This window comes from Tsukamurella pulmonis, from assembly GCF_900103175.1.
GTDB lineage: Bacteria > Actinomycetota > Actinomycetes > Mycobacteriales > Mycobacteriaceae > Tsukamurella > Tsukamurella pulmonis.
In genome coordinates, this window is record NZ_FNLF01000002.1 from 2,222,256 (window position 1) to 2,246,808 (window position 24,553).

At 73.0% G+C, this 24,553-nt stretch carries 22 protein-coding genes; 13 read left to right on the top strand and 9 right to left on the bottom strand.

Annotated features, from left to right (window positions below):
• Nucleotides 1-74: 74 nt before the first annotated feature.
• The 6 genes from BLQ62_RS10905 to BLQ62_RS10930 all read left to right on the top strand — a co-directional run bounded on the left by BLQ62_RS10905 (nt 75) and on the right by BLQ62_RS10930 (nt 5,664).
• Nucleotides 75-812: an MBL fold metallo-hydrolase gene (locus tag BLQ62_RS10905; protein WP_068534967.1), complete on the top strand. Its 738-nt coding sequence runs from the start codon at nt 75-77 to the stop codon at nt 810-812.
• Complete coding sequence (gene hisS, locus BLQ62_RS10910) at nt 809-2,107, top strand: histidine--tRNA ligase (RefSeq protein ID WP_068565474.1); 1,299 nt, start codon at nt 809-811, stop codon at nt 2,105-2,107. The genes BLQ62_RS10905 and hisS overlap by 4 nt, the downstream gene beginning before the upstream one ends.
• A 5-nt stretch (nt 2,108-2,112) precedes the next feature.
• Nucleotides 2,113-2,805 carry a hypothetical protein gene (locus BLQ62_RS10915; RefSeq protein WP_068534961.1) on the top strand — a complete coding sequence of 231 codons (693 nt, stop codon included), beginning with the start codon at nt 2,113-2,115 and terminating at the stop codon, nt 2,803-2,805.
• A 54-nt stretch (nt 2,806-2,859) separates the two neighbouring features.
• The gene (locus BLQ62_RS10920; protein WP_068565473.1) at nt 2,860-3,900 is read left to right on the top strand and encodes an Rv2578c family radical SAM protein; all 1,041 of its coding nucleotides are present in this window, start codon (nt 2,860-2,862) and stop codon (nt 3,898-3,900) included.
• A gap of 75 nt (nt 3,901-3,975) precedes the next feature.
• Complete coding sequence (locus tag BLQ62_RS10925; RefSeq protein ID WP_068534956.1) at nt 3,976-4,461, top strand: SRPBCC family protein; 486 nt, start codon at nt 3,976-3,978, stop codon at nt 4,459-4,461.
• A gap of 48 nt (nt 4,462-4,509) precedes the next feature.
• The gene (locus tag BLQ62_RS10930; RefSeq protein WP_068565472.1) at nt 4,510-5,664 is read left to right on the top strand and encodes a GTP-binding protein; all 1,155 of its coding nucleotides are present in this window, start codon (nt 4,510-4,512) and stop codon (nt 5,662-5,664) included.
• Here the strand turns inward: BLQ62_RS10930 and BLQ62_RS10935 are convergent.
• Complete coding sequence (locus tag BLQ62_RS10935) at nt 5,658-7,208, bottom strand: glycerol-3-phosphate dehydrogenase/oxidase (RefSeq protein ID WP_082756439.1); 1,551 nt, start codon at nt 7,206-7,208, stop codon at nt 5,658-5,660. The genes BLQ62_RS10930 and BLQ62_RS10935 overlap by 7 nt on opposite strands.
• Complete coding sequence (locus tag BLQ62_RS10940) at nt 7,205-7,813, bottom strand: TetR/AcrR family transcriptional regulator (RefSeq protein ID WP_068565471.1); 609 nt, start codon at nt 7,811-7,813, stop codon at nt 7,205-7,207. The genes BLQ62_RS10935 and BLQ62_RS10940 overlap by 4 nt, the downstream gene beginning before the upstream one ends.
• A gap of 15 nt (nt 7,814-7,828) precedes the next feature.
• Between BLQ62_RS10940 and BLQ62_RS10945 the strand changes: the two genes are divergently transcribed.
• Both BLQ62_RS10945 and BLQ62_RS10950 read left to right on the top strand, forming a co-directional pair.
• Nucleotides 7,829-9,418: an FAD-binding oxidoreductase gene (locus BLQ62_RS10945; RefSeq protein WP_068565470.1), complete on the top strand. Its 1,590-nt coding sequence runs from the start codon at nt 7,829-7,831 to the stop codon at nt 9,416-9,418.
• Nucleotides 9,415-10,296: a diacylglycerol/lipid kinase family protein gene (locus BLQ62_RS10950; RefSeq protein WP_082756437.1), complete on the top strand. Its 882-nt coding sequence runs from the start codon at nt 9,415-9,417 to the stop codon at nt 10,294-10,296. Before BLQ62_RS10945 ends, BLQ62_RS10950 begins: the two co-directional genes overlap by 4 nt.
• A gap of 35 nt (nt 10,297-10,331) precedes the next feature.
• On the opposite strand, the gene BLQ62_RS10955 is transcribed toward BLQ62_RS10950, so the two are convergent.
• Entirely contained in the window at nt 10,332-11,966 is a 1,635-nt protein-coding gene (locus tag BLQ62_RS10955) for a DUF885 domain-containing protein (RefSeq protein WP_068565468.1), read from the bottom strand.
• A 123-nt stretch (nt 11,967-12,089) separates the two neighbouring features.
• On the bottom strand, nt 12,090-12,989 hold the full coding sequence (gene ypfJ, locus BLQ62_RS10960; RefSeq protein WP_068565467.1) for a KPN_02809 family neutral zinc metallopeptidase: 900 nt from the start codon (nt 12,987-12,989) through the stop codon (nt 12,090-12,092).
• A gap of 97 nt (nt 12,990-13,086) precedes the next feature.
• Between ypfJ and aspS the strand changes: the two genes are divergently transcribed.
• From aspS to BLQ62_RS10975, 3 genes are all read left to right on the top strand, one after another.
• Nucleotides 13,087-14,889 carry an aspartate--tRNA ligase gene (aspS, locus tag BLQ62_RS10965; protein ID WP_068565466.1) on the top strand — a complete coding sequence of 601 codons (1,803 nt, stop codon included), beginning with the start codon at nt 13,087-13,089 and terminating at the stop codon, nt 14,887-14,889.
• A gap of 75 nt (nt 14,890-14,964) precedes the next feature.
• The gene (locus BLQ62_RS10970; RefSeq protein ID WP_068565465.1) at nt 14,965-17,421 is read left to right on the top strand and encodes a circularly permuted type 2 ATP-grasp protein; all 2,457 of its coding nucleotides are present in this window, start codon (nt 14,965-14,967) and stop codon (nt 17,419-17,421) included.
• Complete coding sequence (locus BLQ62_RS10975) at nt 17,412-18,326, top strand: transglutaminase family protein (RefSeq protein WP_068534934.1); 915 nt, start codon at nt 17,412-17,414, stop codon at nt 18,324-18,326. The genes BLQ62_RS10970 and BLQ62_RS10975 overlap by 10 nt, the downstream gene beginning before the upstream one ends.
• Here BLQ62_RS10975 and BLQ62_RS10980 read toward each other — a convergent pair.
• Genes BLQ62_RS10980 through BLQ62_RS11000 form a run of 5 tightly spaced genes read right to left on the bottom strand, consistent with a single transcriptional unit; the run spans nt 18,266 to nt 23,043 of the window.
• Nucleotides 18,266-18,943 (bottom strand): ABC transporter ATP-binding protein, encoded by a 678-nt coding sequence (locus BLQ62_RS10980; protein ID WP_068565464.1) that lies wholly within the window; start codon nt 18,941-18,943, stop codon nt 18,266-18,268. The two genes, BLQ62_RS10975 and BLQ62_RS10980, sit on opposite strands and share 61 nt — an antisense overlap.
• The gene (locus tag BLQ62_RS10985; protein ID WP_068566234.1) at nt 18,940-19,674 is read right to left on the bottom strand and encodes an ATP-binding cassette domain-containing protein; all 735 of its coding nucleotides are present in this window, start codon (nt 19,672-19,674) and stop codon (nt 18,940-18,942) included. Before BLQ62_RS10985 ends, BLQ62_RS10980 begins: the two co-directional genes overlap by 4 nt.
• The gene (locus BLQ62_RS10990; protein ID WP_082756435.1) at nt 19,671-20,474 is read right to left on the bottom strand and encodes an ABC transporter permease; all 804 of its coding nucleotides are present in this window, start codon (nt 20,472-20,474) and stop codon (nt 19,671-19,673) included. Before BLQ62_RS10990 ends, BLQ62_RS10985 begins: the two co-directional genes overlap by 4 nt.
• Entirely contained in the window at nt 20,471-21,493 is a 1,023-nt protein-coding gene (locus BLQ62_RS10995; RefSeq protein ID WP_082756552.1) for an ABC transporter permease, read from the bottom strand. Before BLQ62_RS10995 ends, BLQ62_RS10990 begins: the two co-directional genes overlap by 4 nt.
• On the bottom strand, nt 21,466-23,043 hold the full coding sequence (locus BLQ62_RS11000; RefSeq protein ID WP_068565462.1) for an ABC transporter substrate-binding protein: 1,578 nt from the start codon (nt 23,041-23,043) through the stop codon (nt 21,466-21,468). The genes BLQ62_RS10995 and BLQ62_RS11000 overlap by 28 nt, the downstream gene beginning before the upstream one ends.
• Before the next feature lie 53 nt (nt 23,044-23,096).
• Here BLQ62_RS11000 and BLQ62_RS11005 point away from each other — a divergent pair, with 53 nt between their 5' ends.
• Both BLQ62_RS11005 and BLQ62_RS11010 read left to right on the top strand, forming a co-directional pair.
• Complete coding sequence (locus BLQ62_RS11005) at nt 23,097-23,417, top strand: ArsR/SmtB family transcription factor (protein ID WP_068565461.1); 321 nt, start codon at nt 23,097-23,099, stop codon at nt 23,415-23,417.
• Between the two features lie 10 nt (nt 23,418-23,427).
• Nucleotides 23,428-24,534: a hypothetical protein gene (locus BLQ62_RS11010; protein ID WP_133298861.1), complete on the top strand. Its 1,107-nt coding sequence runs from the start codon at nt 23,428-23,430 to the stop codon at nt 24,532-24,534.
• Nucleotides 24,535-24,553: the final 19 nt, after the last annotated feature.

Below are 24,553 nucleotides of genomic sequence, written 5' to 3' on the forward strand. Positions count from 1 at the left end.
GGCACAACTGATCGCCAAGTCTGCCAGTTAAACCTGAAAGACGCCGTCACCGGGTCTGGTGCCACAATGGTCGGATGCTGATCACCGGATTCCCCGCGGGGGTGTTCCAGACCAACTGCTACGTCGTCGCTGCCGGGCCGGACTCCGACGCCGTCGTCATCGACCCCGGTCAGGACGCTGTCGCGCCGCTGAAAGCGCTGCTCGCAGAGCACCGGCTGAACCCGGTGGCCGTCCTGCTCACGCACGGGCACCTCGACCACACATGGACGGCACAGCCGTTCGCCGACGAGTACGGCATTCCCGTCTACATCCATGCGGACGACCGCCCGATGCTCGCCGATCCGGCCGTCGGCATCGGCGCCGCCCTCGGCGCGATGATCGGTGACCAGGTCTTCATCGAACCGCAGAAGGTGATCGACCTCGTCGACGGCGAGCCCGTCACGCTCGCCGGGATCACCTTCGGCGTCGATCACGCGCCCGGTCACTCCGCGGGCTCGATCGTCTTCACCACCGAGGCCCCCGCGGTCGACGGTGCGGGTACCCCCGTCGAGGGTGAGACGGTCACCGTCGCCTTCGACGGTGATGTGCTCTTCCAGGGCTCGATCGGCCGCACCGATCTGCCCGGCGGCAGCCACGAACGGCTGCTGAGCTCGATCGCGGCGAAGCTGTTGCCGCTGCGGGACGACACCGTCGTCCTGCCCGGCCACGGCCCGGCCACCACCATCGGACGGGAGCGGGCCTCGAACCCGTTCCTGCAGGGACTCACCGGCACGCAGACGCCGGGGGAGCGGAAAGGACGTTACGGACTGTGAGCGCCGGTAGTTTCCAGGCCCCGAAGGGCATTCCCGACTACATCCCGGTGCCGTCGGGGGAGAAGAACAGCTCCGCCGACTTCCTCGCCGTGCGGACCGCGCTGCTGCGCGCGACCGCCGAGGCCGGTTACGGCTACATCGAACTGCCGATCTTCGAGGACACCACGCTCTTCGCGCGCGGCGTGGGCGAGTCGACGGACGTCGTCGCGAAGGAGATGTACACCTTCGCCGACCGCGGTGAGCGCTCGGTGACGCTGCGCCCCGAGGGCACGGCCGGCGTGGTCCGCGCCGTGCTGCAGCACGGCCTCGACCGTGGACAGCTGCCGGTCAAGGCCGCCTACGCCGGGCCCTTCTTCCGGTACGAGCGTCCGCAGGAGGGCCGGTACCGGCAGCTGCAGCAGGTGGGCATCGAAGCCATCGGTGTCGACGACCCCGCGCTCGACGCCGAGGTGATCGCCGTCGCCGACCGCGCCTACCGCAGTGTGGGTCTCGACGGGTTCCGCCTGGAGGTCTCGAGCCTCGGCGACGGCACCTGCCGGCCGCCGTACCGGGAGAAGCTGCTGGAGTTCCTGTTCGCGCTCGACCTCGACGAGGAGACGCGGCGCCGCGCCGAGATCAACCCGCTGCGCGTGCTCGACGACAAGCGGCCCGAGGTGCGGGCCATGACGGCCGACGCGCCGCTGATGATCGACAATCTCACGCCGGAACCCAAGGAGCACTTCGAGAAGGTGCTCGGCTACCTCGACGCACTCGGCGTGCCGTACGTGGTGAACCCGCGGCTGGTCCGCGGCCTCGACTACTACACCAAGACGTGCTTCGAGTTCGTCCACGACGGCCTCGGCGCGCAGTCCGGCATCGGCGGCGGCGGCCGCTACGACGGCCTCGTCGAGCAGCTGGGCGGACGCGAGGGCGTCACCGGCGTCGGCTTCGGTCTCGGTGTCGACCGCACCCTGCTGGCGCTCGCGGCGGAGGGCAAGCGGGCCCCGTCCGCGGCCCGCGTGGTCGCCTTCGGCGTGCCGCTGGGCGACGCCGCGCGCGATGCGATGGTGCCGCTGCTCGGTCGCCTGCGCGGCGCCGGCATCGCCTCGGACATGGCGTACGGCAACCGCGCCATGAAGGGCGCCATGAAGGCGGCGGACCGCTCAGGTGCCCGATTCGCCCTGATCCTGGGGGATTCCGAGCTCGAGCAGGGCGTGGTGATGCTCAAGGATCTCGCGAAGGGCGAGCAGCGCGCGGTCGCGATCGATACCGTCGTGGACGTGATCGTGACCGAGAGCTCCGAGAGCGCGGGGTAGTCCGCGTGTCGTCCAGTCCCGCCGAGCCCGGCGCCCGCGACCCGCGGGAGTTGAGCGCGGAGGACGCCGTCGATGTGGATCTGATCCCGCCGCGGCTGATGCTGCCGAAGGTGCGCCGCGCCCTCGCTGTGGGGCTCGCGGTGACGGTCGTCGTCGCCGTCGTGGTGGCGGTGCTCGCCGGCCCGGGGTGGGGCACCGCGGTGCTGATCGCCGGTGCGGCGCCCGGGGTGGGCGGCTACCTCGGCGTCGCGCGTCGCCGCGTGGTGCTCGATCACCGCGTGCTCACGCGCCGGACGCTGCGCACCCGCCGGATGAACCTCATGGACGCCGACGAGGTGGACCTCGTCGCCGAGGTGGCCCGGTTCGCGCAGGTCTCGCTCCGGCTGCGGCAGGGCAGGACGACCGTGCGCCTGCCGATCGCGCTGTACGAGGGCACCGCCCGCGGGCGCGTCCGCGGCCGTGAGCTGCCGATGCTGGGCACTCGGCGGCTCGCGGAGGCGCTCGATCGCCACCGCCGGCCCGAGGTGCGCGACGTCGCGCGGGTGCTCGCGGAGCAGTCGCGCGCCCAGGCCTCGTCGATGCCGATGCGGGACCGCCCGTTGTTCCGGGCGGCGGGGATCGCGCGCGAGGTCGGCGGTGCGGAGGAACTCGTCTTCACGGCCGACGAGGTGGACGAGATCGCCCGCCCGCCGTGGTAGACGCGCGGTGTTCGAACGCTTGACTGCGCTCGAACAAAATGTTCGACTGACTGTGTGCGATGGGATGGTCAGCTACTCGGTGATGCCGGTTCGGGCGTGCGTGCGCTGCCCGGCCTCGAAGGGGTCGGGCGCACCGTCACGACGCCCGAATTCGAGGGCATCACCTTCCACGAGGTGCTGTGCAAGAGCGCGCTGAACAAGGTGCCCGAGTCCTCGGCGATGCCGTTCAACTGGACCGTCAACCCGTACCGCGGGTGCACGCACGCCTGCACGTACTGCTTCGCGCGATCGAGCCACGAGTACCTGGAATTCGATGCGGGCGGTGACTTCGACTCGCAGATCGTGGTGAAGACCAACCTCGTCTCGGTGCTCAAGAAGGAGTTGCGGCGCGCGTCCTGGCGGGGCGAGCCCGTGGCGCTCGGCACCAACACCGATCCCTATCAGCGCGCCGAGGGGCGCTATCGCCTGATGCCCGGCGTGATCGGTGCCCTCGCCGGCGCCGGCTCGCCGATCTCGATCCTCACCAAGGGCACGCTCCTGCGTCGTGACCTGCCCTTGCTCGCCACCGCGGCCACGCGCGTCCCCGTCCAGCTCTCGGTTTCGCTCGCGCTGCTCGACCCGGAACTGCAGCGCTCGCTCGAGCCCGGCGCGCCCAAGCCGGAGGCGCGGCTCGATCTCATCCGCGCCATCGCCGACGCCGGTTTCGACTGCCACGTCATGGTCGCGCCGGTCGTGCCGTATCTGACCGACGACGCGGCCTCGTTGCGGGCGCTCATCGCCGCGCTCGCGGACGCGGGCGCGGCCAGTGCGTCGGTGATGGCGCTGAACCTCACGGGGCGGTATCGGGATTGGTTCCTCGGGTGGCTCTCGGAGAACCACCCGATGCTGGTGCGGCGCTATCGGCAGCTCTACGGTGCCACGGGTCGCGTCTCCGCGGAGTATCGGACGCACCTGCGTGCGCGGGTCGCGCCGATGCTCGACGAGTACGGGCTCACGCGCCTGGAGGACCCGTATGCGAGACCGCCGCAGCGCGTCCCGCGCACGCCGCGATCCCACGGCGCTGCCGCCCCGGATCTGCAGGAGTCCCTGTTCTAGACGCGCGCGCCGGGACAACGCCCGCGGGGTGGATGCGACGCACGAGATCGGCGGAACGCACGAACGGGGAACGGCGTGACGAAGCAGGCGACAGGGCGCGTGGAGCCCACCGGCGGTGGGCGCGATCTGATCCTCGAGCGCTACTTCGACGCCGATGTCGAGGACGTCTGGGCCTCGATCACCGAGCCGGGACGCACGGCGCGGTGGTTCGGCGCCTGGACGGGGGAGCCCGGCGCCGGCTCCGTCGTGCAGGTGACGATGGGCTTCGAGGACGGTGCGCCCGTGATGCCCATGACCATCACCGTGTGCGAGCCGCCCCGCCGGCTGCGCGTGCACGCGAAGGACGAGTACGGCGAATGGGATCTCGAGGCGCTCGTCGAGCGCGACGGTGGGCGTACCCGCCTCACCTTCGTGCACCATCTCGACGATGCGGCGAACGCCGCCGAGGTCGGGCCGGGGTGGGAGTACTACCTCGACGCGCTGGTCGCCGTCGAGAGCGGTGATCCTGCACCGGATTTCGACGACTACTACCCGGCGATGGCGGTGCACTACGGCGGTTGACCGAGGGGGCGCCTCGCGCTATTAATGGAAATGATTACTATTAACAGCATGCCCACTCACGCCCCGCTGCCCGTCACCGTCCTCTCCGGCTTCCTCGGCGCCGGCAAGACCACGCTGCTCAACCACCTCCTGACGAACCGCGACGGCCTGCGGATCGCCGTGATCGTCAACGACATGAGTGAGGTCAACGTCGACGCCGCGCTCGTCGATCTCGGCGGCTTCGACCGCACCGAGGAGAAGCTCGTCGAGCTCAGCAACGGCTGCATCTGCTGCACCCTGCGGGAGGACCTCGTCGACGCGGTCGGAGCGATCGCGCGCCAGCGCACCCCTGACGGCCGACCGCGGTTCGATCACCTCGTGATCGAGTCCACGGGCATCTCCGAGCCGATGCCCGTCGCCGCGACTTTCGACTGGACCTTCGACGACGGCAGCCGGCTCGGCGACCTCGCCGCGCTCGACACGATGGTCACCGTCGTCGACGCCAGCACGTTCCTGGGGGAGATCGCCCGGGGTGCCGGCCTCGCCGAGCGCGGCCTCGGCGCTGCCGCCGGCGATGAGCGCTCCATCGCCGACCTGCTGATCGACCAGGTGGAGTTCGCCGACGTCGTGCTCATCAGCAAGCTCGACCTCGTCTCCGCTGCGGCCGGTGGCGCCGTCGAAGCGACGGTGCGCCGCCTGAATCCCCGTGCCCGCGTGCGGCCGCTCGCGCGCGGCGAGATCGCGCTCGGCGAGGTGATCGGCACCGGCCTGTTCGACCACGACGCGGCGTCCTCGGTCGCCGGCTGGGACGACGAGGTGATCGGTGGGCACACGCCCGAGACGGAGGAGTATGGCATCTCCTCGACCGCCTACCGGGCCGACCGGCCGTTCCATCCGCAGCGGCTGCTGGAATCGCTGGGCGAGGTCCGGGCGGTGCTCCGCAGCAAGGGCTTCTGCTGGATCGCCAGCCGTCCCGACCTGGTCGGCGTGTGGTCGCAGGCCGGCCCCAACCTCACGATCGAACCCGCCGCGTACTGGTCCCAGGTCGACGGTGCGCCGCAGCAGGAGCTGGTTTTCATCGGCGTGCGCCTCGACGCCGCGCGGATGCGGGCGCTGCTCGATCGCGCCCTGCTCACCGACGACGAGGTGGCGGAGGGGCCCGCCGCGTGGGTGCGGTACCCGGACCGGCTACCGGCGTGGAACGTGCCGGCGCACCGTCACTGAGCCGCGAGGGCGGATTGCGCGGCATCCGCGGCGGCCTCGGCCACCTCCGGGATGAGCGACAGGCGCGTGCGCCGCTCGAGCAGGTCCTCGGGAGTGACCGCGCCCTCGACGAGCGCGCCGAAAAGCAGCTCCGCGCCGGTGATCTCGGTGCCCGGGGCGACGGGCGCGGCGAGTGCGGGCTCCGCCTCGCCGAGTGCGCGGACCACGGTGGCCTCGGTGCCGTACGCGCGGATCAGCCGCTCCGGCGCGTCGATGCGCGCCAGCGCCTCCCGCGGCGCGGCGCCGACGAGGGGGAGTGTGCGCGTGATGCACGGGTCCGCGGACAGTCCTGACGTGGCGAGGGCCGCGTCCACCGCGTCCTGCGCCATCCGGCGGTACGTCGTGAGCTTGCCGCCGACCACCGTCACCATGCCGTCGTCGCGGGTGAGCACCGCGTGCTTGCGCGAGACGTCGGCCGTCCGCCCCTCGCCCGAATCGAGCAGGGGGCGCAGGCCCGCGAACGTGCCCACGACGTCGTCGCGGGTCAGCGGGGTGCCGAGCGCGAGGCCGACCGTCGCGAGCAGGAAGTCGATCTCGGCGTCGGACGGGGTCGGGACGTCCGGCAGCGGACCGTCGGCCTCCTCGTCCGTCAGGCCCACGTAGACGCGCCCGTCCGGTTGCGGCAGCGCGAAGACGTACCGGCCGAAGGAGTTCGGCACCGGCACCGTCAGGCCCGCGGTCAGCCCGCCGAAGCTCTCCTGCCGGAACACCAGGTGCGTGCCGCGGCTGGGCCGCAGCGAGATCGCGGGATCGACGGTGCCCGACCACACGCCCGTCGCGTTGACGACGGCCTTGGCGCGCACCGCGATCGAATAGCCGGTCAGCTCGTCGGTGATGGTCGCGGACGTGCCGGTGGCCTCGGAGGCCGCGCAGTGCGTGAGGATCACGGCGCCGTGTCGCGCGGCGGTGCGCGCGATGCCGACGGTCAGCCGGGCGTCGTCGGTGAGCTGGCCGTCCCAGTTGAGCAGGCCGCCGCGCAGGCCCTCGCGGCGCACCGTGGGCGCCAGGGCGATGACCTCGGCGGGGGAGATGCGGCGCGAGCGTGCCAGCTCGGACGAGGGGGTGCGGGCGGCGAGGCGCAGTGCGTCCCCGGCCAGGAATCCGACCCGCGTGAGCGCCGCGTCGCGCCGGGAGACGTCCCCGAGCAGTGGGACCACCTGCGGCAGTGGGCGAGTCAGGTGCGGGGCGATGAACCGGATCAGCGCGTCGCGCTCGACGGCGCTCTCGTAGGCGATGCCCACGGCGCCCGAGGCGAGGTAGCGCAGGCCGCCGTGCACCAGCTTCGAGGACCAGCGGCTGGTGCCGAAGGCCAGGTCGTGCTTGTCGACGAGCGCCACCCGCAGGCCGCGCGAGGCCGCGTCGAGCGCGACGCCGGTACCGGTGACGCCGCCGCCGATCACGAGCAGATCGACGGACGGATCCGCGTGCAGCGCGGCGAGATCCGCCGAGCGACGGGCTGCGGAGAGACGGGTGGCGGGCGCGAGGGCCTCGATCGCGGCGCTCACGACTGCAGGTACCGGTCGATGAGGTCGAAGAGCTGCGCGTCGAGCAGGTCGGCGGACTCGGTGAACACCGGGCCGGTGAACGCCGAGGACCACGCCAGCTGCAGCACCACGGCGGCCAGCTCGGCGGGATCGCCGGCGCGGACGCTGCCGTCGGCCTGCCCGGCGGCGATACCACCCGTGATCGCCTCGAGCTGCGCACGCGACGTGCGGCCGGTGCGGTGGAGCATGTACGGCATGAGGAAGTCGGGGTCGAGCTCGACGATCCGTCGCAGTAGCGGGTGCGAGCGCGCCGCGGAGGTCACGTGCACGACGGTGCGCGCGATGGTCTCGCGACCGGTGGCACCGTCGAACAGTCCCACGGAGGACAGTGCGGCGACGAACTCGCGGGTGGTGACGGCGACGGCGAGAGCCTGCACGTTCGGGTACCGGCGGTAGAGCGTGGCGCGGGAGACCTGGGCGGCGCGGGCGACGTCGGCCATGGTGGTGCGGCGGATGCCGATCGTGGACATCAGGTCTCGGGCGGCGTCGAGGATGTGCTCGTCGTCGACGGAGTTGGCCGGGCCGCGGGCGGACGACCCTCGGGGATTGAGATCCTGCGACATCATGTGTACAAATGTATCATGACTTCGTCCGAGGTGGATCTGCCCGTCGTCGCTTTCGAGCCGGGGCGCTGGGGTGACCCCGCCCAACCGATGCATCTGTCCGATTCCGTGCTCGGTGCGCTCACCATGCTGGGCATCGAGGGTGGCCCGGGGGCTCCCGAGCAGCCCTTCCTCATGCCCTCCCGGCTCTCCGGTCGCGCGCTCGCGGCGCTGCAGAAGACGGGTGTGACGGTCGCCACCGACGACGCTACCCGTCTGGCGCATCTGCGCGGCTACTCCACGCCGGACCTGCTCAAGTTCCGTGCCGGTGACACCTCCGACGCCCCCGATGCGGTCGTCACGCCCACCGCGGCGGACCAGGTGGCCGAGGTGCTGGCCGTCTGCGGTGCCAAGGACCTGACGCTGAGCCCCTTCGCGGGTGGCACCTCCGTGACCGGCGGCCTCGCGCCCGAGCGGACCCGCCCCGTCGTCGCGCTGGACCTGCGCGGCCTCACGGGCCTGCTCGCGCTCGACGAGGTCTCCCAGATCGCCACGCTGGCGGCCGGCACCCGGCTGCCCGAGGCCGAGCGGCTCCTCGCCGAGCACGGTTTCGAGCTCGGCCACTTCCCGCAGTCGTACGAGGGCGCGACCATCGGCGGCTGCGCCGTGACCCGCTCCGCCGGACAGTCGTCCATCGGCTACGGCCGGTTCGACGAGATGGTCGTCGGGCTCACCGTCGCGACCCCGCAGGGCGCGACCGAGATCGGGACCGCCCCCAAGTCGGCCGCCGGCCCCGACCTGCGCCAGCTCTTCCTGGGCTCGGAGGGTGCCTTCGGCGTGGTCACCGCCGTCCGCGTGCGGGTGCACCCGGTGCCGACGGTCCGCCGGTTCTACGGCTGGCGCTTCCCCGACTTCGCGGCCGGCGCGAAGGCCATGCGCGTGCTCGCGCAGGGGGCGGTCCGCCCGACGGTGCTGCGCCTGTCCGACGAGGCCGAGACGGGCCTGAACCTCGCCGATCCCGGTGCCGCGGGCAAGGCCGCCGTCGGCGGCTGCCTGATGATCGTCGGCTTCGAGGGGGACGAGCCGGACGTCGACTGCCGCGACGGCTACGTCTCGGCCCGCCTGGCAGAGCTGGGCGGCGAGTTCCTCGGCGAGGACCCGGGCGAGGCCTGGCGCGCCGGACGTTTCCGCGGCCCGTACCTGCGCGATCCGCTGCTCGATGCGGGTGCGCTGGTCGAGACGCTCGAGACCGTGACCTTCTGGTCCAACCTCGAGCGACTCAAGGCCGACGTGACCACGGCCCTGACCACCGCACTGGGGGAGCAGGGCACTCCCGCCGTGGTCATGTGCCACATCTCGCACGTCTACCCGACGGGCGCCTCGCTCTACTTCACCGTGATCAGCAAGGCGCTCGAGGATCCGCTCGCCCAGTGGGGCGCGGCGAAGGCGGCGGCGAACACCGCGATCCGCGCGGCCGGCGCGTCGATCACCCACCACCACGCGGTCGGCACCGATCACCGCTCCACCTACCTGGAGGAGATCGGCGAGGTCCAGGTGACGGCGCTGCGCGCGGTCAAGGACGCCCTCGACCCGCAGGGCGTGCTGAACCCGGGGATCCTGCTCCCGTGACCGGCACCGACGTCATCGCGGTCCTCAATCCGATCTCCGGCGGCGGGATCGCCCGCACCCGCTGGGCCGCCGTCGCCGAGGAACTGGCCCGACGGGACGTGTCCACCGCCGTCGTCGAATCCGTCTCCGGGGACGACGCCCGGCGCCTCGCGCAGGAGGCGGCGGAGTCCGGCGCGCTCACCGTCGCCGTCGGCGGCGACGGGCAGATCCGGGAGGTCGCGACCGGTGTGCTTCGGGTGCCCGGCGCGCCGATGGGCATCATCACCGCCGGCCGCGGTAACGACATGGCCCGCCACCTCCGGATCCCCGACGAGCCGTCCGCCCTCGCCGACGTCCTCACCGACGGTCGCCGCCGCGATCTCGACGTGCTCGCCGTCGGTGACGAGATCGCCGTCGGCAACGTCTACGTCGGGCTCGATTCGGTGGCGACCGAGATGATCAACCGGCTCCGCTGGATGGGCCCGCTGGCCTACCGGGTCGCGCCTGCGATCGCCGCGCTGCGGTGGAGGCCCGCCCGATTCCGCATCGAGGTCGACGGTGCCGTCCACGAGGGCCCGGTGCACATGGTGATCGTCGCGAACTCCGGCTGGTACGGCAGCGGCCTGCACATGGTCCCGGCCGCGTCCTCCGACAACGGCCGCATCGACGTGCTCGCCGTCGACGGCGCGGGCAACAAGCTCAAGCTCATCGGCGCGATGGGGGAGGCGAAGACCGGTGCACATGTCGCGCGGGCGGAGGTCCTGACGTTCAGCGGCCAGGAGGTCGTGGTCAGCGCCGACCGCGCCATCCCCGTGCACGCGGACGGCGATTACCTCCAGGAACTTCCCGTCACCGTCCGGATCCGCAAGGCCGTGCTGCCGGTGCTCGTGCCCCGCTGACCTGTGGGCCGGGCGCGGTACCGCTGCGGCGAGCTCTAGACGATCGCGGCGCGCAGGGTGTCCAGGCCCATGCCGCCGAGCGCCAGGGCGTCGCGGTGGAAGTCCTTGATCGTCGATCCCGGGTGAGCGGCGAGGTAGGCGTCGCGGGTGTGCTGCCACACGCGCTGGCCCACCGAGTACGAGGGCGCCTGCCCCGGCCAGCCGAGGTAGCGGTGGTACTCGAAGCGCAGTTGCTCGTCCGACATCGCGACGTGCGAGCGCAGGAACGACCAGCCCTTCTCGTACGTCCATGCGCCGCCGCCGACCTCGGCGGGCGCCGCGAAGCCGCAGTGCATGCCGATGTCGAGCACCACGCGCGCGGCGCGTAGCCGCTGCGAGTCGAGCATGCCCATGAGGTCGCCGTCGTCGTCCAGGAAGCCCAGGTCGCGCATGAGGCGCTCGGCGTAGAGCGCCCAGCCCTCGCCGTGACCGGAGGTGAACGAATAGAGCCCCCGCCAGCGGTTGAGCGGCGCGATCACGGCCTGCCCGATCTGCAGGTGATGGCCGGGCACGCCCTCGTGGTAGACGGTCGTCTTCTCCTGCCAGGTGTGGAACTCGGTGACGCCCTGGGGAACCGACCACCACATCGCACCCGGCCGGGTCAGGTCCGCGGACGGGCCGGTGTAGTAGATGCCGCCGTTGGTGCTCGGCGCGATGCGGCAGTCCAGGTGATGCAACTGCGCGGGGATGTCGAAGTGCGTCCCCGCGAGCGCCGCGACCGACTCGTCCGAGGTGCGTTGCATCCACTCGCGGAGCGCATCGGTGCCGTGCAGCGTGTAGCGGGGCTCGGTGTCGAGCTTCGCGAGCGTCTCGGCGACGCTCGCGCCCGGGTACAGGCGGGCCGCGACCTCCTGCTGCTCGGCGACGATCGACGCCAGGAGTTCCTGCCCCCAGGCGTACGTCTCCTCCATATCGACGGCCGTCCCCAGGAACAGCCGCGAGTAGAGCGGATAGACCTCGCGGCCGACGCCCAGACCACCGGGTTCGTCCACCGCGATCGCGGCCGGGGCGATCTCCGTCTCGAGGACCTCCGCGAAGCGTGCGAAGGCTGCGCCGATCGCCTCCGTCAGGCCCGACGGAGCCTCGCCGCCGATCCGGGCAGCATTCGCCGCGACCTGTTCCCCGGCCTCCCTCGCCTGGGCGAGCACCTCGGCGACCTGCAGTGCGGGGAACGGCCACGCGCCCTCGGCGAGGCGGGCGCGCAACCCCGAGATCGCCGATTCCACCGCGGCGGGGACGGCGGCGAGCCGATCGGCCAGACGCGGGTCACCGTCGGGCATGAGGTCGAAGACGTCCCGGACGGCCTGCAGCGGTGAGGCGATCACGTTGAGGTCGCCGACGGTCCGCCCGGCGTCGGCGAGCTCGATCTCCACGCCCAGGCGCTCGCGCAGCGCGTCGGCGGTCACCCGATCGGCGTCCGACTCCGGCGTCAGCGTCGCCAGTTCCGCCAGCGTCTCGCGCGCGACGGCGGCGCGGGCGCCGACGCCCGCGGGGGAGAAGTCGGTGAGCCGGTCGTCGAAGTCGGTGATGCCCACCGCGGTCGCCTCGATCGGATCGACCTCCGCCAGTCGGAGTGCGAGACGGTCCGCCAGCGCGTCGATCGGGGTTCCCGCGGGAGTGGAAGCAGCCATGGTGTTCAGCCTAGGCGGCGCCGTCGCACGGTGTGCGGTCGAGCGTGAACGGCGGTGTGCAGGAAAGGCAGCGACGCGCGCACCCCGGGGGCGGAGTACGCGCGTCGCCGGCCGTGTTCCGGATCAGATGGCGCCCGAGAAGGTGTCGCACTGCGCAGGAGCGCCGGTCTGGTAGCCCTTCGTGAACCAGCGCACGCGCTGCTCCGAGGTGCCGTGCGAGAACGATTCGGGGTTGACGTTGCGGCCGGCGTTGCGCTGGATCGTGTCGTCGCCGATCGCCTGCGCGGTCTGGATGGCGGTGCTGATCTGGTCCTGGGTCAGCGGCTCGAGCAGTGCGTTCTCGCCCTTGTCCGCCTTCGACGCCCACACCCCCGCGTAACAGTCGGCCTGCAGTTCGACGCGGACGGAGCCGCCCTCCGCGCCCCGGCCCTGCTGGGCCTTGTCGATGTCGCCGAGCAGGTTCTGCACGTGGTGGCCCCACTCGTGCGCGACGATGTACTCCTGCGCGAAGGCCGCGTTGGAGCCGCCGAGCTTCGTGATCACGCGGTCCATGAAGTCCAACTGGAACACGGCGACCTGATCACCGGGGCAGTAGAACGGCCCGGTGTCGGCGCCCGCCACACCGCAGGCGGTGTTGATCGAGTTCGCTCCGACCGGCATGATCCGCGTTCCGCCCTTGGGTTTGGTGTAGCCGCGCAGAAGTTGGGGCCACACCTGGTTCAGGGAGTTCGTGGTGGCCACGATCCGGCACGTGGTGTCGGTGTTCGCCAGTTGCGGCGTGCACGCCGCGATCTTGCGGTTGAGGTCCTGCTCGGACTGGCTCAAGGAGTTCCCGGCGCCGGCTCCGGGGCCCGCGGGCGCCGCCGAGTTCGGGTCGCCGCCGGTGCCGCCGGTGAGGAAGTAGATGAGGAGACCGATGATCACGGTGCCGATACCGCCGCCGCCGATCACTACGCCGCGGCCGACGCCGCCGCCGGCGCTCACTCCGCTGGTGTCCAGCGGACCGTTATCCCGAAAGGTCATGCCGATAGCTTTGCATGAGTGGGGTGGGATCGTGAACCGGATCGCCCCGTAACATGACAGGCGCTGAAAGATTCCCTGTCGAAAGGACACCCCGAAAGTGCTGCGCACTCACCTGGCCGGATCGTTGCGTGCGGAGGATGCCGGCACCGTCGTCACCCTCGCGGGCTGGGTGGCGCGGCGGCGTGACCACGGCGGAGTGATCTTCATCGACCTGCGCGACAGCTCGGGCGTCGCCCAGGTCGTCTTCCGCGAGTCCGACGTCGCCGAGCAGGCGCACCGGCTGCGCTCCGAGTACTGCGTGCTCGTGACCGGCACCGTCGAGAAGCGGCCCGAGGGCAGCGAGAACCCGAACCTGCCGTCCGGCGCCATCGAGGTCAACGTCACCGAGCTCGGCGTGCTCAACGAGTCGGCGCCGCTGCCCTTCCAGCTCGACGAGGAGCCGGGTGAGGAGGCGCGCCTGAAGTACCGCTACCTGGACCTGCGCCGTGAGGGCCCCGCCGCGGCGATCAAGCTGCGCAGCCAGGCCAACGCCGTGGCGCGCAACATCCTCGCGCTCAACGACTTCACCGAGATCGAGACGCCGACGCTCACCCGCTCCACCCCGGAGGGCGCCCGCGACTTCCTCGTGCCCGCGCGCCTGCGCCCCGGCACCTTCTACGCCCTGCCGCAGAGCCCGCAGCTGTTCAAGCAGTTGCTCATGGTGGCCGGCATGGAGCGGTACTACCAGATCGCCCGCTGCTACCGCGACGAGGACTTCCGCGCCGACCGGCAGCCCGAGTTCACCCAGCTCGACATCGAGATGAGCTTCGTGGACCAGGAGGACGTGATCGCCCTCGGCGAGCAGATCGTCAAGGCGCTCTGGTCGCTGATCGGGCACGAGATCCCCACCCCGATCCCGCGTCTGACCTACGCGGAGGCCATGCGCCGCTTCGGTTCCGACAAGCCGGACCTGCGCTTCGGCCTCGAGCTGGTCGAGTGCACCGAGTACTTCAAGGACACCCCGTTCCGGGTGTTCCAGTCGCAGTACGTGGGCGCCGTGGTCATGCCGGGCGGCGCGAGCCAGCCCCGCCGCCAGCTCGACGCCTGGCAGGAGTGGGCCAAGCAGCGCGGTGCCCGCGGCCTCGCCTACGTGCTGATCGGCGAGGACGGCGAGCTCACCGGCCCCGTCGCCAAGAACCTCTCGGACGACGAGCGCGCGGGCCTCGCGGCGCACGTGGGTGCCCAGCCGGGCGACTGCGTGTTCTTCGCCGCCGGCGCGACCAAGCCCATGCGCGCCCTGCTCGGCGCCGCGCGCGGGGAGATCGCCGAGAAGCTGGGCCTGATCAAGGACGGCGACTGGGCCTTCACCTGGGTCGTCGACGCGCCGCTGTTCGAGCCCGCCGACGACGCCACCGCCTCGGGCGACGTGGCCGTGGGCGACGGCGCCTGGACCGCGGTGCACCACGCCTTCACCAGCCCCAAGCCGGAGTCGATCGACACCTTCGACACCGACCCGGGCAGCGCGCTGGCCTACGCCTACGACATCGTCTGCAACGGCAACGAGATCGGCGGCGGCTCGATCCGCATCCACCGTCAGGACGTCCAGGAGCGCGTCTTCAAGGTGATGGGCATCGACGAGGAGCAGGCCCGCGAGAAGTTCGGCTTCCTGCTCGACGCCTTCTCCTACGGCGCTCCGCCGCACGGCGGCATCGCCTTCGGCTGGGACCGCGTGGTCTCGCTGCTCGCCGGCGCGCCGTCGATCCGCGAGGTCATCGCGTTCCCGAAGTCGGGCGGCGGCGTCGACCCGCTCACCGACGCGCCCGCTGCCATCACGGTGCAGCAGCGCCGCGAGTCCGGCATGGACGCGAAGCCGAAGAAGCCGGAGCCGGCCGGCGCGGACCAGGTCGCCGAACAGAAGTAGCCGCGTGCGCCACTTCCGGGTGACCAGTCCGCTCGGCGCGGTACCGCCGCCGACCCGACCGGACGGACGGGTGCGATGAGCATCGAGCGACTGCACGCCTTCGACGGGGCGGGCCTGCGCCGGCTCTCGGCGCGGGTCCGCGGCCTCATCGACGACGAGGGCATCACCTACAACGCCCTCGACGCGCTGACCCCGCACGCGGAGCCCGCCGAACCGGGACCGTGGCGGCTGGACCCGCTGCCGGTGCTGCTCGGCGCCGACGAGTGGGACGCCCTCGCGCGCGGCGTCGCGCAGCGCTCGCTGCTGCTGGACGCCGTACTCAAGGACTTCTACGGCGATCAGCGGACGCTGCGCAGCGGCCTCGTCCCGCCGGAGGTGGTGTTCGCGCACCCCGGCTACATCCGCCGGGCCGTCGGCGTCCCGTCGCCCGGGCCGCGATCGCTGTTCCTGCACGCGGTCGACGTGGGCGAGGTCGCCGGCGGCGACGCCGCGGGGTACGCCGTCACCAGCGACCGGACCCAGGCACCGTCGGGCGTCGGGTACGCGCTCGCCGATCGCCGCGTCACCTCCCGCGCGCTGCCGCGCGAGCTCCGCGAGGAGACCCCGCGCCCGGTGTCCTCGTTCGCCGCCGCCCTGCGGGTGCAGCTGATCGAGGCGGCCCCGCCCGGCGTCGACGACCCGACCGTCGTGGTGCTCAGCCCGGGCGCCTTCTCGGAGACCGCCTTCGACCAGGCGTACCTCGCCTCCGTCCTCGGTTTCCCGCTCGTCGAGGCCTCGGACCTGACGGTGCGCGACGGCGGCGTCTTCATGCGGGCCCTCGGCCGCATGAAGCGCGTGCACGTGATCCTGCGCCGCGTCGACTCCGAGTTCTCCGATCCGCTGGACCTGCGCACCGACTCGCAGCTCGGCGTCGTCGGCCTGGTGGAGATGATGACGCGCGGCGCCGTCACCGTCGTCAACACCCTCGGTTCCGGGGTGCTCGAGAACCCCGCCCTGCACGCCTACCTGCCGCAGCTGTGCCGCGACCTGCTCGACGAGGACCTGCTGCTCCCGTCGACGCCCACCCTGCACGCCGCGACCCCCGCCGGGCGGGCCGCGATCGACGGTCCGCTCGAGGACCGGCTCGTCCTGAACTTCGCCACCGGCGAGCGCCTGGTGGGCGCCGATCTCACGACCGCCCGCGCGGACGAGCTGCGCGCCCGGGTGGCCGCGGATCCGGCGGTGTGGTGCGTCAAGACGCTCGTCCCGTTCACCGCGCGGCCCGCCATCGACGGCGGCGCGGTCGTCGACCGGGGCTTCGCGCTGCGCGTGTTCTCCCTGGCCCAGGAGTCCGGCTACACGGTGCTGCCGGGCGGGCTCGGCCAGGTCCTGCTCGACGGTGCCGGCGGCGCCCTGCTGCACTCGTCCGCCGCCCGCGACGTGTGGGTGCCCACCCCCGACGACGTGCGCGCACCCGCGCGCGTGGCGACCGCGCCGCGCTCCGGCCGCGTCGGCTCCGCGCCGAGCGGTCCGGTCGCCACACCGCGCGTGCTCTCCGATCAGTTCTGGATCGGCCGCTACGCCGAGCGCGCCGAGGCCACCGTCCGGTTGCTGTCGATGGCGCACGACCGCAGCCGGGAGTTCCGGCACCGCCCGTGGCAGGCCGGCGCGGACGTGCTGCAGCCGCTGCTCGACGCGGTGGTCGCGGCCACGGTCACCGAGCAACTCGGGCCGATCCTCGTCGAGGGCACCGAGCAGACGGACGTGCTCGCGCGGCTGCGGCGGCTGACGCTGGACATCGACGTGCCCGGCAGCGTCGCCCACTCCGGGATCCGGTTGCGCGCCTGCCTGCGGGCGGTGCGCGATCAGATGTCCACGGACACGTGGCTCGTGCTCAGCGGCGCGGAGCGCTCGCTCGGGCGGCTCGCCGCCGATACCGACGACGGCGGCGAACAACTCGATCAGACCCTCGGTGAGGTGCTGGTCTCGCTGCTCGCGTTCGCGGGCCTCGGCCGCGAGTCGCTGGTGCAGGACCCGGCGTGGCTGATGATGGACGCCGGCCGTCGGATCGAGCGGGCACTGCAGCTCAGCGCGGTCACCCGCGCGATGGTCGTGCCGGAGAACCCCGCCGAGATCGAGGCGGGGCTGCTCGACGCCTACCTGGTCAGCTGCGAGTCGTCGGTCACCTACCGGCGGCGCCATCGCGCGGTGCTGCGGGCGGGCGCCGCCGTCGAGCTGATGTTCCTCGACGCCACCAACCCGCGATCGCTCGTCGCCGCGCTGACCGCGCTGTCGACCGACTTGGCGCAGCTGCCCGACGAACTGCGCAGCGCGAGCTGCGAGCGCACCGTCGGGGAGGCGCTGGCCCGGCTCGGCAGGTTCGATCCGGACGACGCGGAGACCGTCGTCGACGGTCGGCGGTCGGAGCTGGAAGCACTGCTCGACGCGGTGGACGAGGGGCTGCGCGAGGTCTCGGACGTGCTGGAGCGCACCCGCTTCGCGCCGCCCGCCGCCGCGCGCCCGATCTGGGTGGGGGTGCAGTCGTGGGCCTGAGTTTCTCCCGGCGGACCGAGGACTCCTCGACCCGCCGCTACCGGGTGGTGCACGAGACCACCTACACCTACGACGCCGAGGTCACCTCCAGCTTCGGCCGCTGCTACCTCTCGCCGCGCGAGCTGCCCGACCAGCGGGTCGCCGAGCACGCCATCACCATCGGGCCGGAGCCGTCGGACCGTTCCGAGGGCGTCGACGCCTTCGGCAACACCGACACCTACTTCCACGTCACCACCCCGCACACCCGGCTGCTGGTGCGCGGTGAATCGCTCGTCGAGGTCGACCCGCTGGACCGGTCGATCACCGACGAGGGCCCCGCCCTGGCGCCCTGGGAGTTGGCGCGGCCCGTCGGCGAGGCGGGCGCGATCGCCGCGCAGTACCGCCTCGATCAGCGACCACCCGAGATCGACGACGCCGTGCGCGCCTACGCGGACGCGATCTTCACGCCGGGCAAGCCGCTGGTGGAGGCCATCGAGGAGCTGACCACCCGGATCTACACCGACTTCGCCTACAAGTCCGGCGCCACCAACGTCTCGACCCGCGTCGGCACCGTGATGGAGCGGCGCGAGGGCGTGTGCCAGGACTTCGCCCGCGTGGCCATCGCGTGCCTGAGGTCCAAGGGGCTCGCCGCGCGCTACGTCTCCGGCTACCTCGCCACCGAGCCGCCGCCCGGCCAGGACCGGGTGGTCGGTGCCGGTGCCACGCACGCCTGGGCCGCGGTCTGGCTGCCCGGCGACGTGTGGCTGCCGTTCGACCCCACCAACAACAAGTTCGTCGACGAGCGCCACGTGAGCGTCGCGTTCGGCCGCGATTACGAGGACGTGCCGCCGCTGCGCGGCGTCATCTACACCGATTCGAGCGGCTCGAAGATCGGCGTCTCCGTGGACGTCGCGCCGCTCGACTGAACATCGACGATGCTCGCGCACCGGCCCCGCACCAGCGGCCCGTTGTGGCTGACCAGCACGATCCCGGTGCCGGCATCGCTGAGCTCGTCGAGCACCCGCAGCACCGCCCGCGCCGCGACCGGATCGAGCATCGCCACCGGCTCGTCGGCGAGTACGAACGCGGGCTCCTGCAGCAGCACGCGGGCCACGCAGGCCCGCTGCAGCTGACCGTCGCTGACCTGGGACGGGAACCGGTCGAGCAGGTCGGCGTCCAGGGTGGCGCGCCGCGCGGCGTCCTCCACGGCGCCGCGGTCGACGGGCGCGCCCGCGATGCGCAGGGGCTCGGCGATCACCTGCGCCACCGTCCACCGGGGGTTGCACACCGTTCGCGGGTGCTGCGCGAGCAGCGCCACCGCGCCGGGCCGGGGGCGGGGCGCACCGCCACCGTGGTCGACGGTGCCGGCGTCGGGCGCGAGCAGCCCCGCCAGCACGCGCAGCAGGGTCGTCTTGCCGGAGCCGGAGGGGCCGGTGACCCCGGTCCAGATGCCGGGCTCGACGTCGACGTCGACGCCGTTGAGCACGGTGCGGCCGCCGCGGCGCACCACGACGCCGCGGCCCCTGATCGGCAGTACGGTCATCGGACCTCCTCGAAGAACGCGGCGATGTAGTCGTCGGTGACGGCCGCCGCCCGCACGCGCGCGGGCGATCCCTGCACGACGATCCGGCCGGCGCGCATCACCGCCACCCCCTCGCATCCGGCGGCGAGCACCGAGGGCAGGTCGTGGGTGATCACCAGCACGGCGGCGCCGTCGTCGGCCAGGTCGCGCAGCAGCCGCAGTACCCCGCGAGCGGTGTCCGGGTCCAGCGCGGACGTCGGCTCGTCGGCCAGCACCACCGACGGTGCGCCGGCGACCGCCGCGGCCACGGCCGCGCGTTGCGCCATCCCGCCGGACAGCTCGTGCGGGTACAGCGGCAGGGCGTCCGCGGGCAGGCCCGCCGCCGCGCAGAGCTGCGCGGGCGAGCGCGTGCCGTCGAGCGTGCGGATCACCTCGTCGAGTTGCGAGCCCAGCGTGCGGACCGGGGTGAACGAGGTGACCGGCGACTGCGGCACCACGCCCACCACGTGCCCGCGCACCGCGGACCACGCCGCGTCGCCCTGCCCGAGCGCCCGTCCGGCCACCGTCACCTCGCCCGTGGCGGCGGTCCCGGCCGGGAGCAGTCCGCACAGTGCCGACGCGACCATCGACTTGCCGCACCCGGACTCGCCGACCAGCGCGGTGAGCGTTCCGGCCCGCAGATCGAGGTCGACGGAGTCGAGCACCGTCGCCGCGCCGGCGCGCACGGTCAGTGCGCGGATCGCGGCCGTCATCGCCACACCTGTGGGGTCGGTGCGGCCGTCGCGCGCCGCAGGCTCGCGCCGCAGGCCGCGCACGCGAGCGCCGTCAGGACGAGGGCGGCGCCGGGCACCGCCAGCGTCCACCAGGCCCCGGTGAGGACGTCGCCCCGGGCCTGGCCGAGTTGCGATCCCAGGCTCGCCCGGTCGGGGGACAGGCCGACCCCCAGGAATGAGAGCGTGCTCTCGTGCCAGACGGCGTGCGGCAGCAGCACGACGGCCGCCACCAGCGCCTGGCTGCTCACCGCGGGCAGCAGGTGCCGCCGCGCCACGAACAGCCGGCTCGCGCCCGCCAGGCGCGAGGACTCCACCCACCCCGACGAGACCGTCGAGAGCAGCTCGGCCCGCACGACGCGGGCGACGGCCGGCCAGTGCGTGAGCGCGATGGACGCCACGATCGCAACGGGATCCCCGCGCCAGAGTGCCGCGATGACCACGCCCACCACCAGATGGGGCAGTGCGTTCACGCCGTCCACGAGCCGCATGAGCGTCGCATCGAACCACCCGCCCACTGCGGCGGCGGCCGTGCCCACGAGCAGGCCGAGCAGTGTCGACAGGGCCGCGCAGACGGCGGCGAGCAGGAGGGAGATCCGCAGGGCCGAGGCCGTGCGCACCGCGATGTCGTAGCCGGAGTGGTCGGTGCCGAGTGCGGTGCCGGAGCCAGGAGGGAGCAGGGCGTCCCCGAAGTCCGCCGTCTGCGGACCGGCCAGGTACGGCACGGCCAGCGCGGCCACGACGAGCGCGGCCAGCACCGCCCAGGGCGCGGCGCGCCTCATCCGGCCATCTCGATCCGCGGATCCAGCCAGATCGCGGCGGCGTCGGACGCCGCGGAGCCGATCAGGACGGCGGCCGCCGCGAGCAGCGACAGCGCGGCGAAGAGCGGGAAGTCGAGCGCCGTCGCCGCGTCCACGAGGGTGGCGGCCAGTCCGGGCCAGCTGAAGACCACCTCGACGACGGCCGCGCCCGCGATGACCTCCGGCAGGCGCGTGCCGAGCAGAGCCAGCGTCGGTAGTACCGCGACGGGCGCGATGTGCCGGCGGAGCAGGCCGGGGCCGCTGATCCCGCGGCTGCGCGCCCCGCGCACGGCATCGGACTCGGCGGCGTCCACCACGGCGGAGCGCATGGACAACAGCAGCCACGGCACCTGCGAGAGCGTCAGCGTGATGAGCGGGAGCACGGCGTGCGTGAGGATCCCGCCGAGCGTGTACGGGTCGCCCGGGCCGCGTGCGCCCGAGGTGGGCAGCGCGCGCAGCGCCACGGCGAAGACCGCGACCAGTACCAGGGAGATGACGAAGGGCGGCGTGGCCGCCAGCGCGGTGGCCAGGCCCGAGACGGCGCGGTCGAGCGCGCTGCCGCGCCGCATTCCCGCGATCCCACCGAGCACGAGCGCCAGCATCGCGGCGAGGGTCAGTGCGGCCGCCGACAGGCCCAGCGTGAACGGCAGGCCCGCGGCGAGCACCTCCGTCACCGGCCGGCGCTGCGTCGCCGACCAGCCGAGGTCCCCCGACGGGAGCCCGCTGATCCAGTGCCACCACGCCGACCACCACGTCGTGTTCAGGCCGTACGCGGCGCGGGCCGCCTCGCGCTGCGACTGTGTCGCGGACTGGTAGTCGGCGCCGAGGTAGGTCGCGAGCGGATCGAAGGGGGACAGGTCCGCGAGCGCGAACAGCGCGAGCGACACGATGCCCAGAAGGGGCACCGCGACGGCGGCGCGGGTCACCAGCAGGCGGCCGATCGCAGGGCCGCGCCGCCTGCGCCGCTCCGGGCTCAGCGTCGCCACGAGGGCAGATTCCACCACGGGCCCCAGCTCACGCCGTGCGAGTGGGGCTCGAGGATCGGCGCGGCGAACGTCCAGCCCGGGGACCGCACGGCGTAGACGTGATGCAGGTGAGCGAGGAAGACCCCGGAGGGTTCGGCGGCGTAGGCCAGCTGGATCCGTCGGTACGCCTCGTCCTTCGCCGGGCCGGGGGTCAGCTCGCGGGCGCGATCGAGCAGACCGTCGAGGCCGGGCGCGGTGTAGTTCCCCGGATTGCTGTACGGCGAGGAGGCCGGCACCCGGGTGTGCAGCGCGTCGTAGCCCTGCGAGTCGATGCTGAACGGCGTCTCGCCGCCGGCGAGCAGGACCGCGGCGTCACCGGTGCGCTTCTCGATGTCGTCCCAGCTGCTGCCCTGCGGCGTGACGACGATGCCGAGCGGCTTCATGGCGGCCGCGAACGCGACGGCGAGATCGCGACGCACCGAGTCGGAGGCGTTGTAGAGCAGTGGGAACGCGGCGCTCTGCCCGTCGCGGGCACGGGTGCCGTCGGGACCGGTGAGCCAGCCGGCCTCGTCCAGGAGCCGGCGGGCCGTGTCCTGGTCGAAGCCGAATTGCGCGGCGGGCTCGTACGCGGCGCCGTACACGGACGAGTAGGGCGTGCTCGCGGGCTCACCGGCGCCACCCAGGACGCCGGAGACGAGGGCGGCGCGGTCGACGCCGAGGTTCATCGCCCGCCGCGCGGCGGGGTCGGCGGCGAACCGGTTCCCGGAGGGCAGCGAGACGCCGCGCCAGTCGGACGACTTGACGGTCACGGTCCGCACGTCGCCTCGCCCGTCGAGCGACGCGGCGAGCTTGGGCGGGAGGGAGGCCCCGTCGATCTCCCCGGCCCGGATCCGCTGGGCGCGGGCGTTGTCGTCGGCGACCAGGGTGTAGACCACCCGGCGCACGGCCGGCGGTTCGCCGCGGTCGGTGCGCGCGACGAGCACCGCCTGGTCGTTCGCGACGGATTCGAGACGGTACGGGCCCGTGCCCACGGGATCGCGGTTGAGCGACCACTGCGCGGCGGGCCGTGTCTCGACCCGCTCGGACGGCACGATGCCCAGGAGCAGGTAGGGGGTCGGATCGGCGTCGGTGGTCAGGCGGACGGTGACCGCGTTCTCGCCGTCGGCCGTGACCTCCTCGACCGGCGCGACGTGGGTGGCGATGTCGGCGGCGACCGCGGGCGCACGGGCGGCGTCGTAGGTGGCGACCACGTCGGCGGCGTCGAAGCGGCTGCCGTCGGAGAAGGTGACCCCGGAGCGCAGGGCGATCCGCCAGGTACGCGGGGCGATCCGCTGGGGTGCGGCGTCGGCGAGCGCGGGGACCAGGTTCGGGACCGCGGTGTCCGACGGTGCGTCGGGCCGGTACAGCCCGTCGTAGAGCGGGGACACCCCGAGCTCGCCGTAGCCCAGGAGCGGGTTGAAGGCGCCGAGCTCCTGCGTCTCCGCCAGGACCAGGCGATCCCCGTCGGACGCGGGCGCGGAGGAGCAGGCCGACGTCGCGAGGGCGGCTATCGTGAGAAAGCCGAGGACACGGCGGGCTCTGCGCATGCGGAGGACTATATCTGTCCAATTGCAAAGATGTCGGATGGAGCGGGGTTTCGATGACGGAGGTCGATGTCGAGGACCCGAGCGAGTGGGCGGCGAGATTCGCCCTGCTCGGTGACGAGACGCGGTTGCGGCTGCTCACCGCCATGCACGCCCGTCCCGGGCTCGGCGTCGGGGAGCTCGCCGCGCGCGCGGGGATCGGGGAGAACGCCGCCTCGCAGGCGCTGCGGGTGCTGCGCCACGCGGGGTGGGTCAGCGCCGAACGCGACGGCCGCGTCGTGCGCTACTTCCTGCGGAACGATGCGATCGTGCACCGGATCCTGCACGACATCCTCGGCGCTCATCACGCAGCCACCCCGGACGAGCCGCTGGGGTAGGTTGGAGGAGATGGTTGCCGCGCTGGGATACGAGACGACGAGGGCGGCCCTCACTGCGGTGGAGGGCCTGCTGGGTCGCCGGGTCGGCGCATCCGTCGAACTGGGCGAACCCGAGGATCTGGGTGGTTCCGGGCGCACCCTCGTGATGCGGGTCCGGGTGCTGCACAACAACCCTCTGCTCCCGCGGTCCGTCGTGATCAAGCAGCTGCGCGCCGCCGATCACACCGACAAGGACCACTCCGAGGCCTTCGCCCGCGAGGGCGCGGCGTACAAGTTCGCGACCGCTCTGCCGGTCGATGCCCGCCCGGGTCCGCAGCTGCTCGCCTCCGACGCCGAGGAGCGCATCCTCGTGCTGCAGGACCTCGGCGAGGGCGAGACCATGGGGGACCTGCTCCGCCGCACCCCGTCGTCGGGCGCGGCCACCGTGCTCTCGGCGTGGGCGCAGGCGCTCGGCCGCATGCACGCGGGCACCTACGGGCGCGAGCGCGACCTGTCGGTACTCGCGCGCCGCGAGCACACCGACTCCCGCAACGACCCGGTCGCCGGCGAGGCGGCCCGCGCCGCCGACGCGGTGCCCGCGGCGCTCGGCGGTGTCGACGAGGCCACCCGCGCCGTTCTCGACGCCGCGGTCGCCCTGTTCACCGAGGGACCGTTCCGCGCCTTCAGCCCGTCCGACGTCGGCCCCGACAACACGCACGTCGTGGGCGGCGCGGTGCGCTTCCTCGACTACGAGTGGGCGGGCTTCCGCGACGGCGCGCTGGACGTGGCGTACGTCCTGCTGACCTACCCCGACTGCATCGAGGACGGCCACGACCCGGACCTCGACGTCGCGATCGTGGAGGCGTGGCGCTCCGAGGTCGTGCGCCTGTGGCCCCGGCTGGCCGACGACGTCGCGCTCCGCCGGCACGTGACCACCGCGAAGCTGGCCTGGCTGACGCTCGCCACCTACTGGGCGCTCGGCCTGGACTCCGCCAGCCGCATCGACGCCGGCCATCTCGACAGCCTGCCCGCCTGGTCCAACGACGATCTCGCCGCCCGGTGGGACCGGCTGGCCGCCGCCGACCCCCGCGTGCACGACTTCGCCGTCGCCGCCGCCGCGGAGGTCCGCGCGCTATGACCCGCCCCGCGGAGGTCCG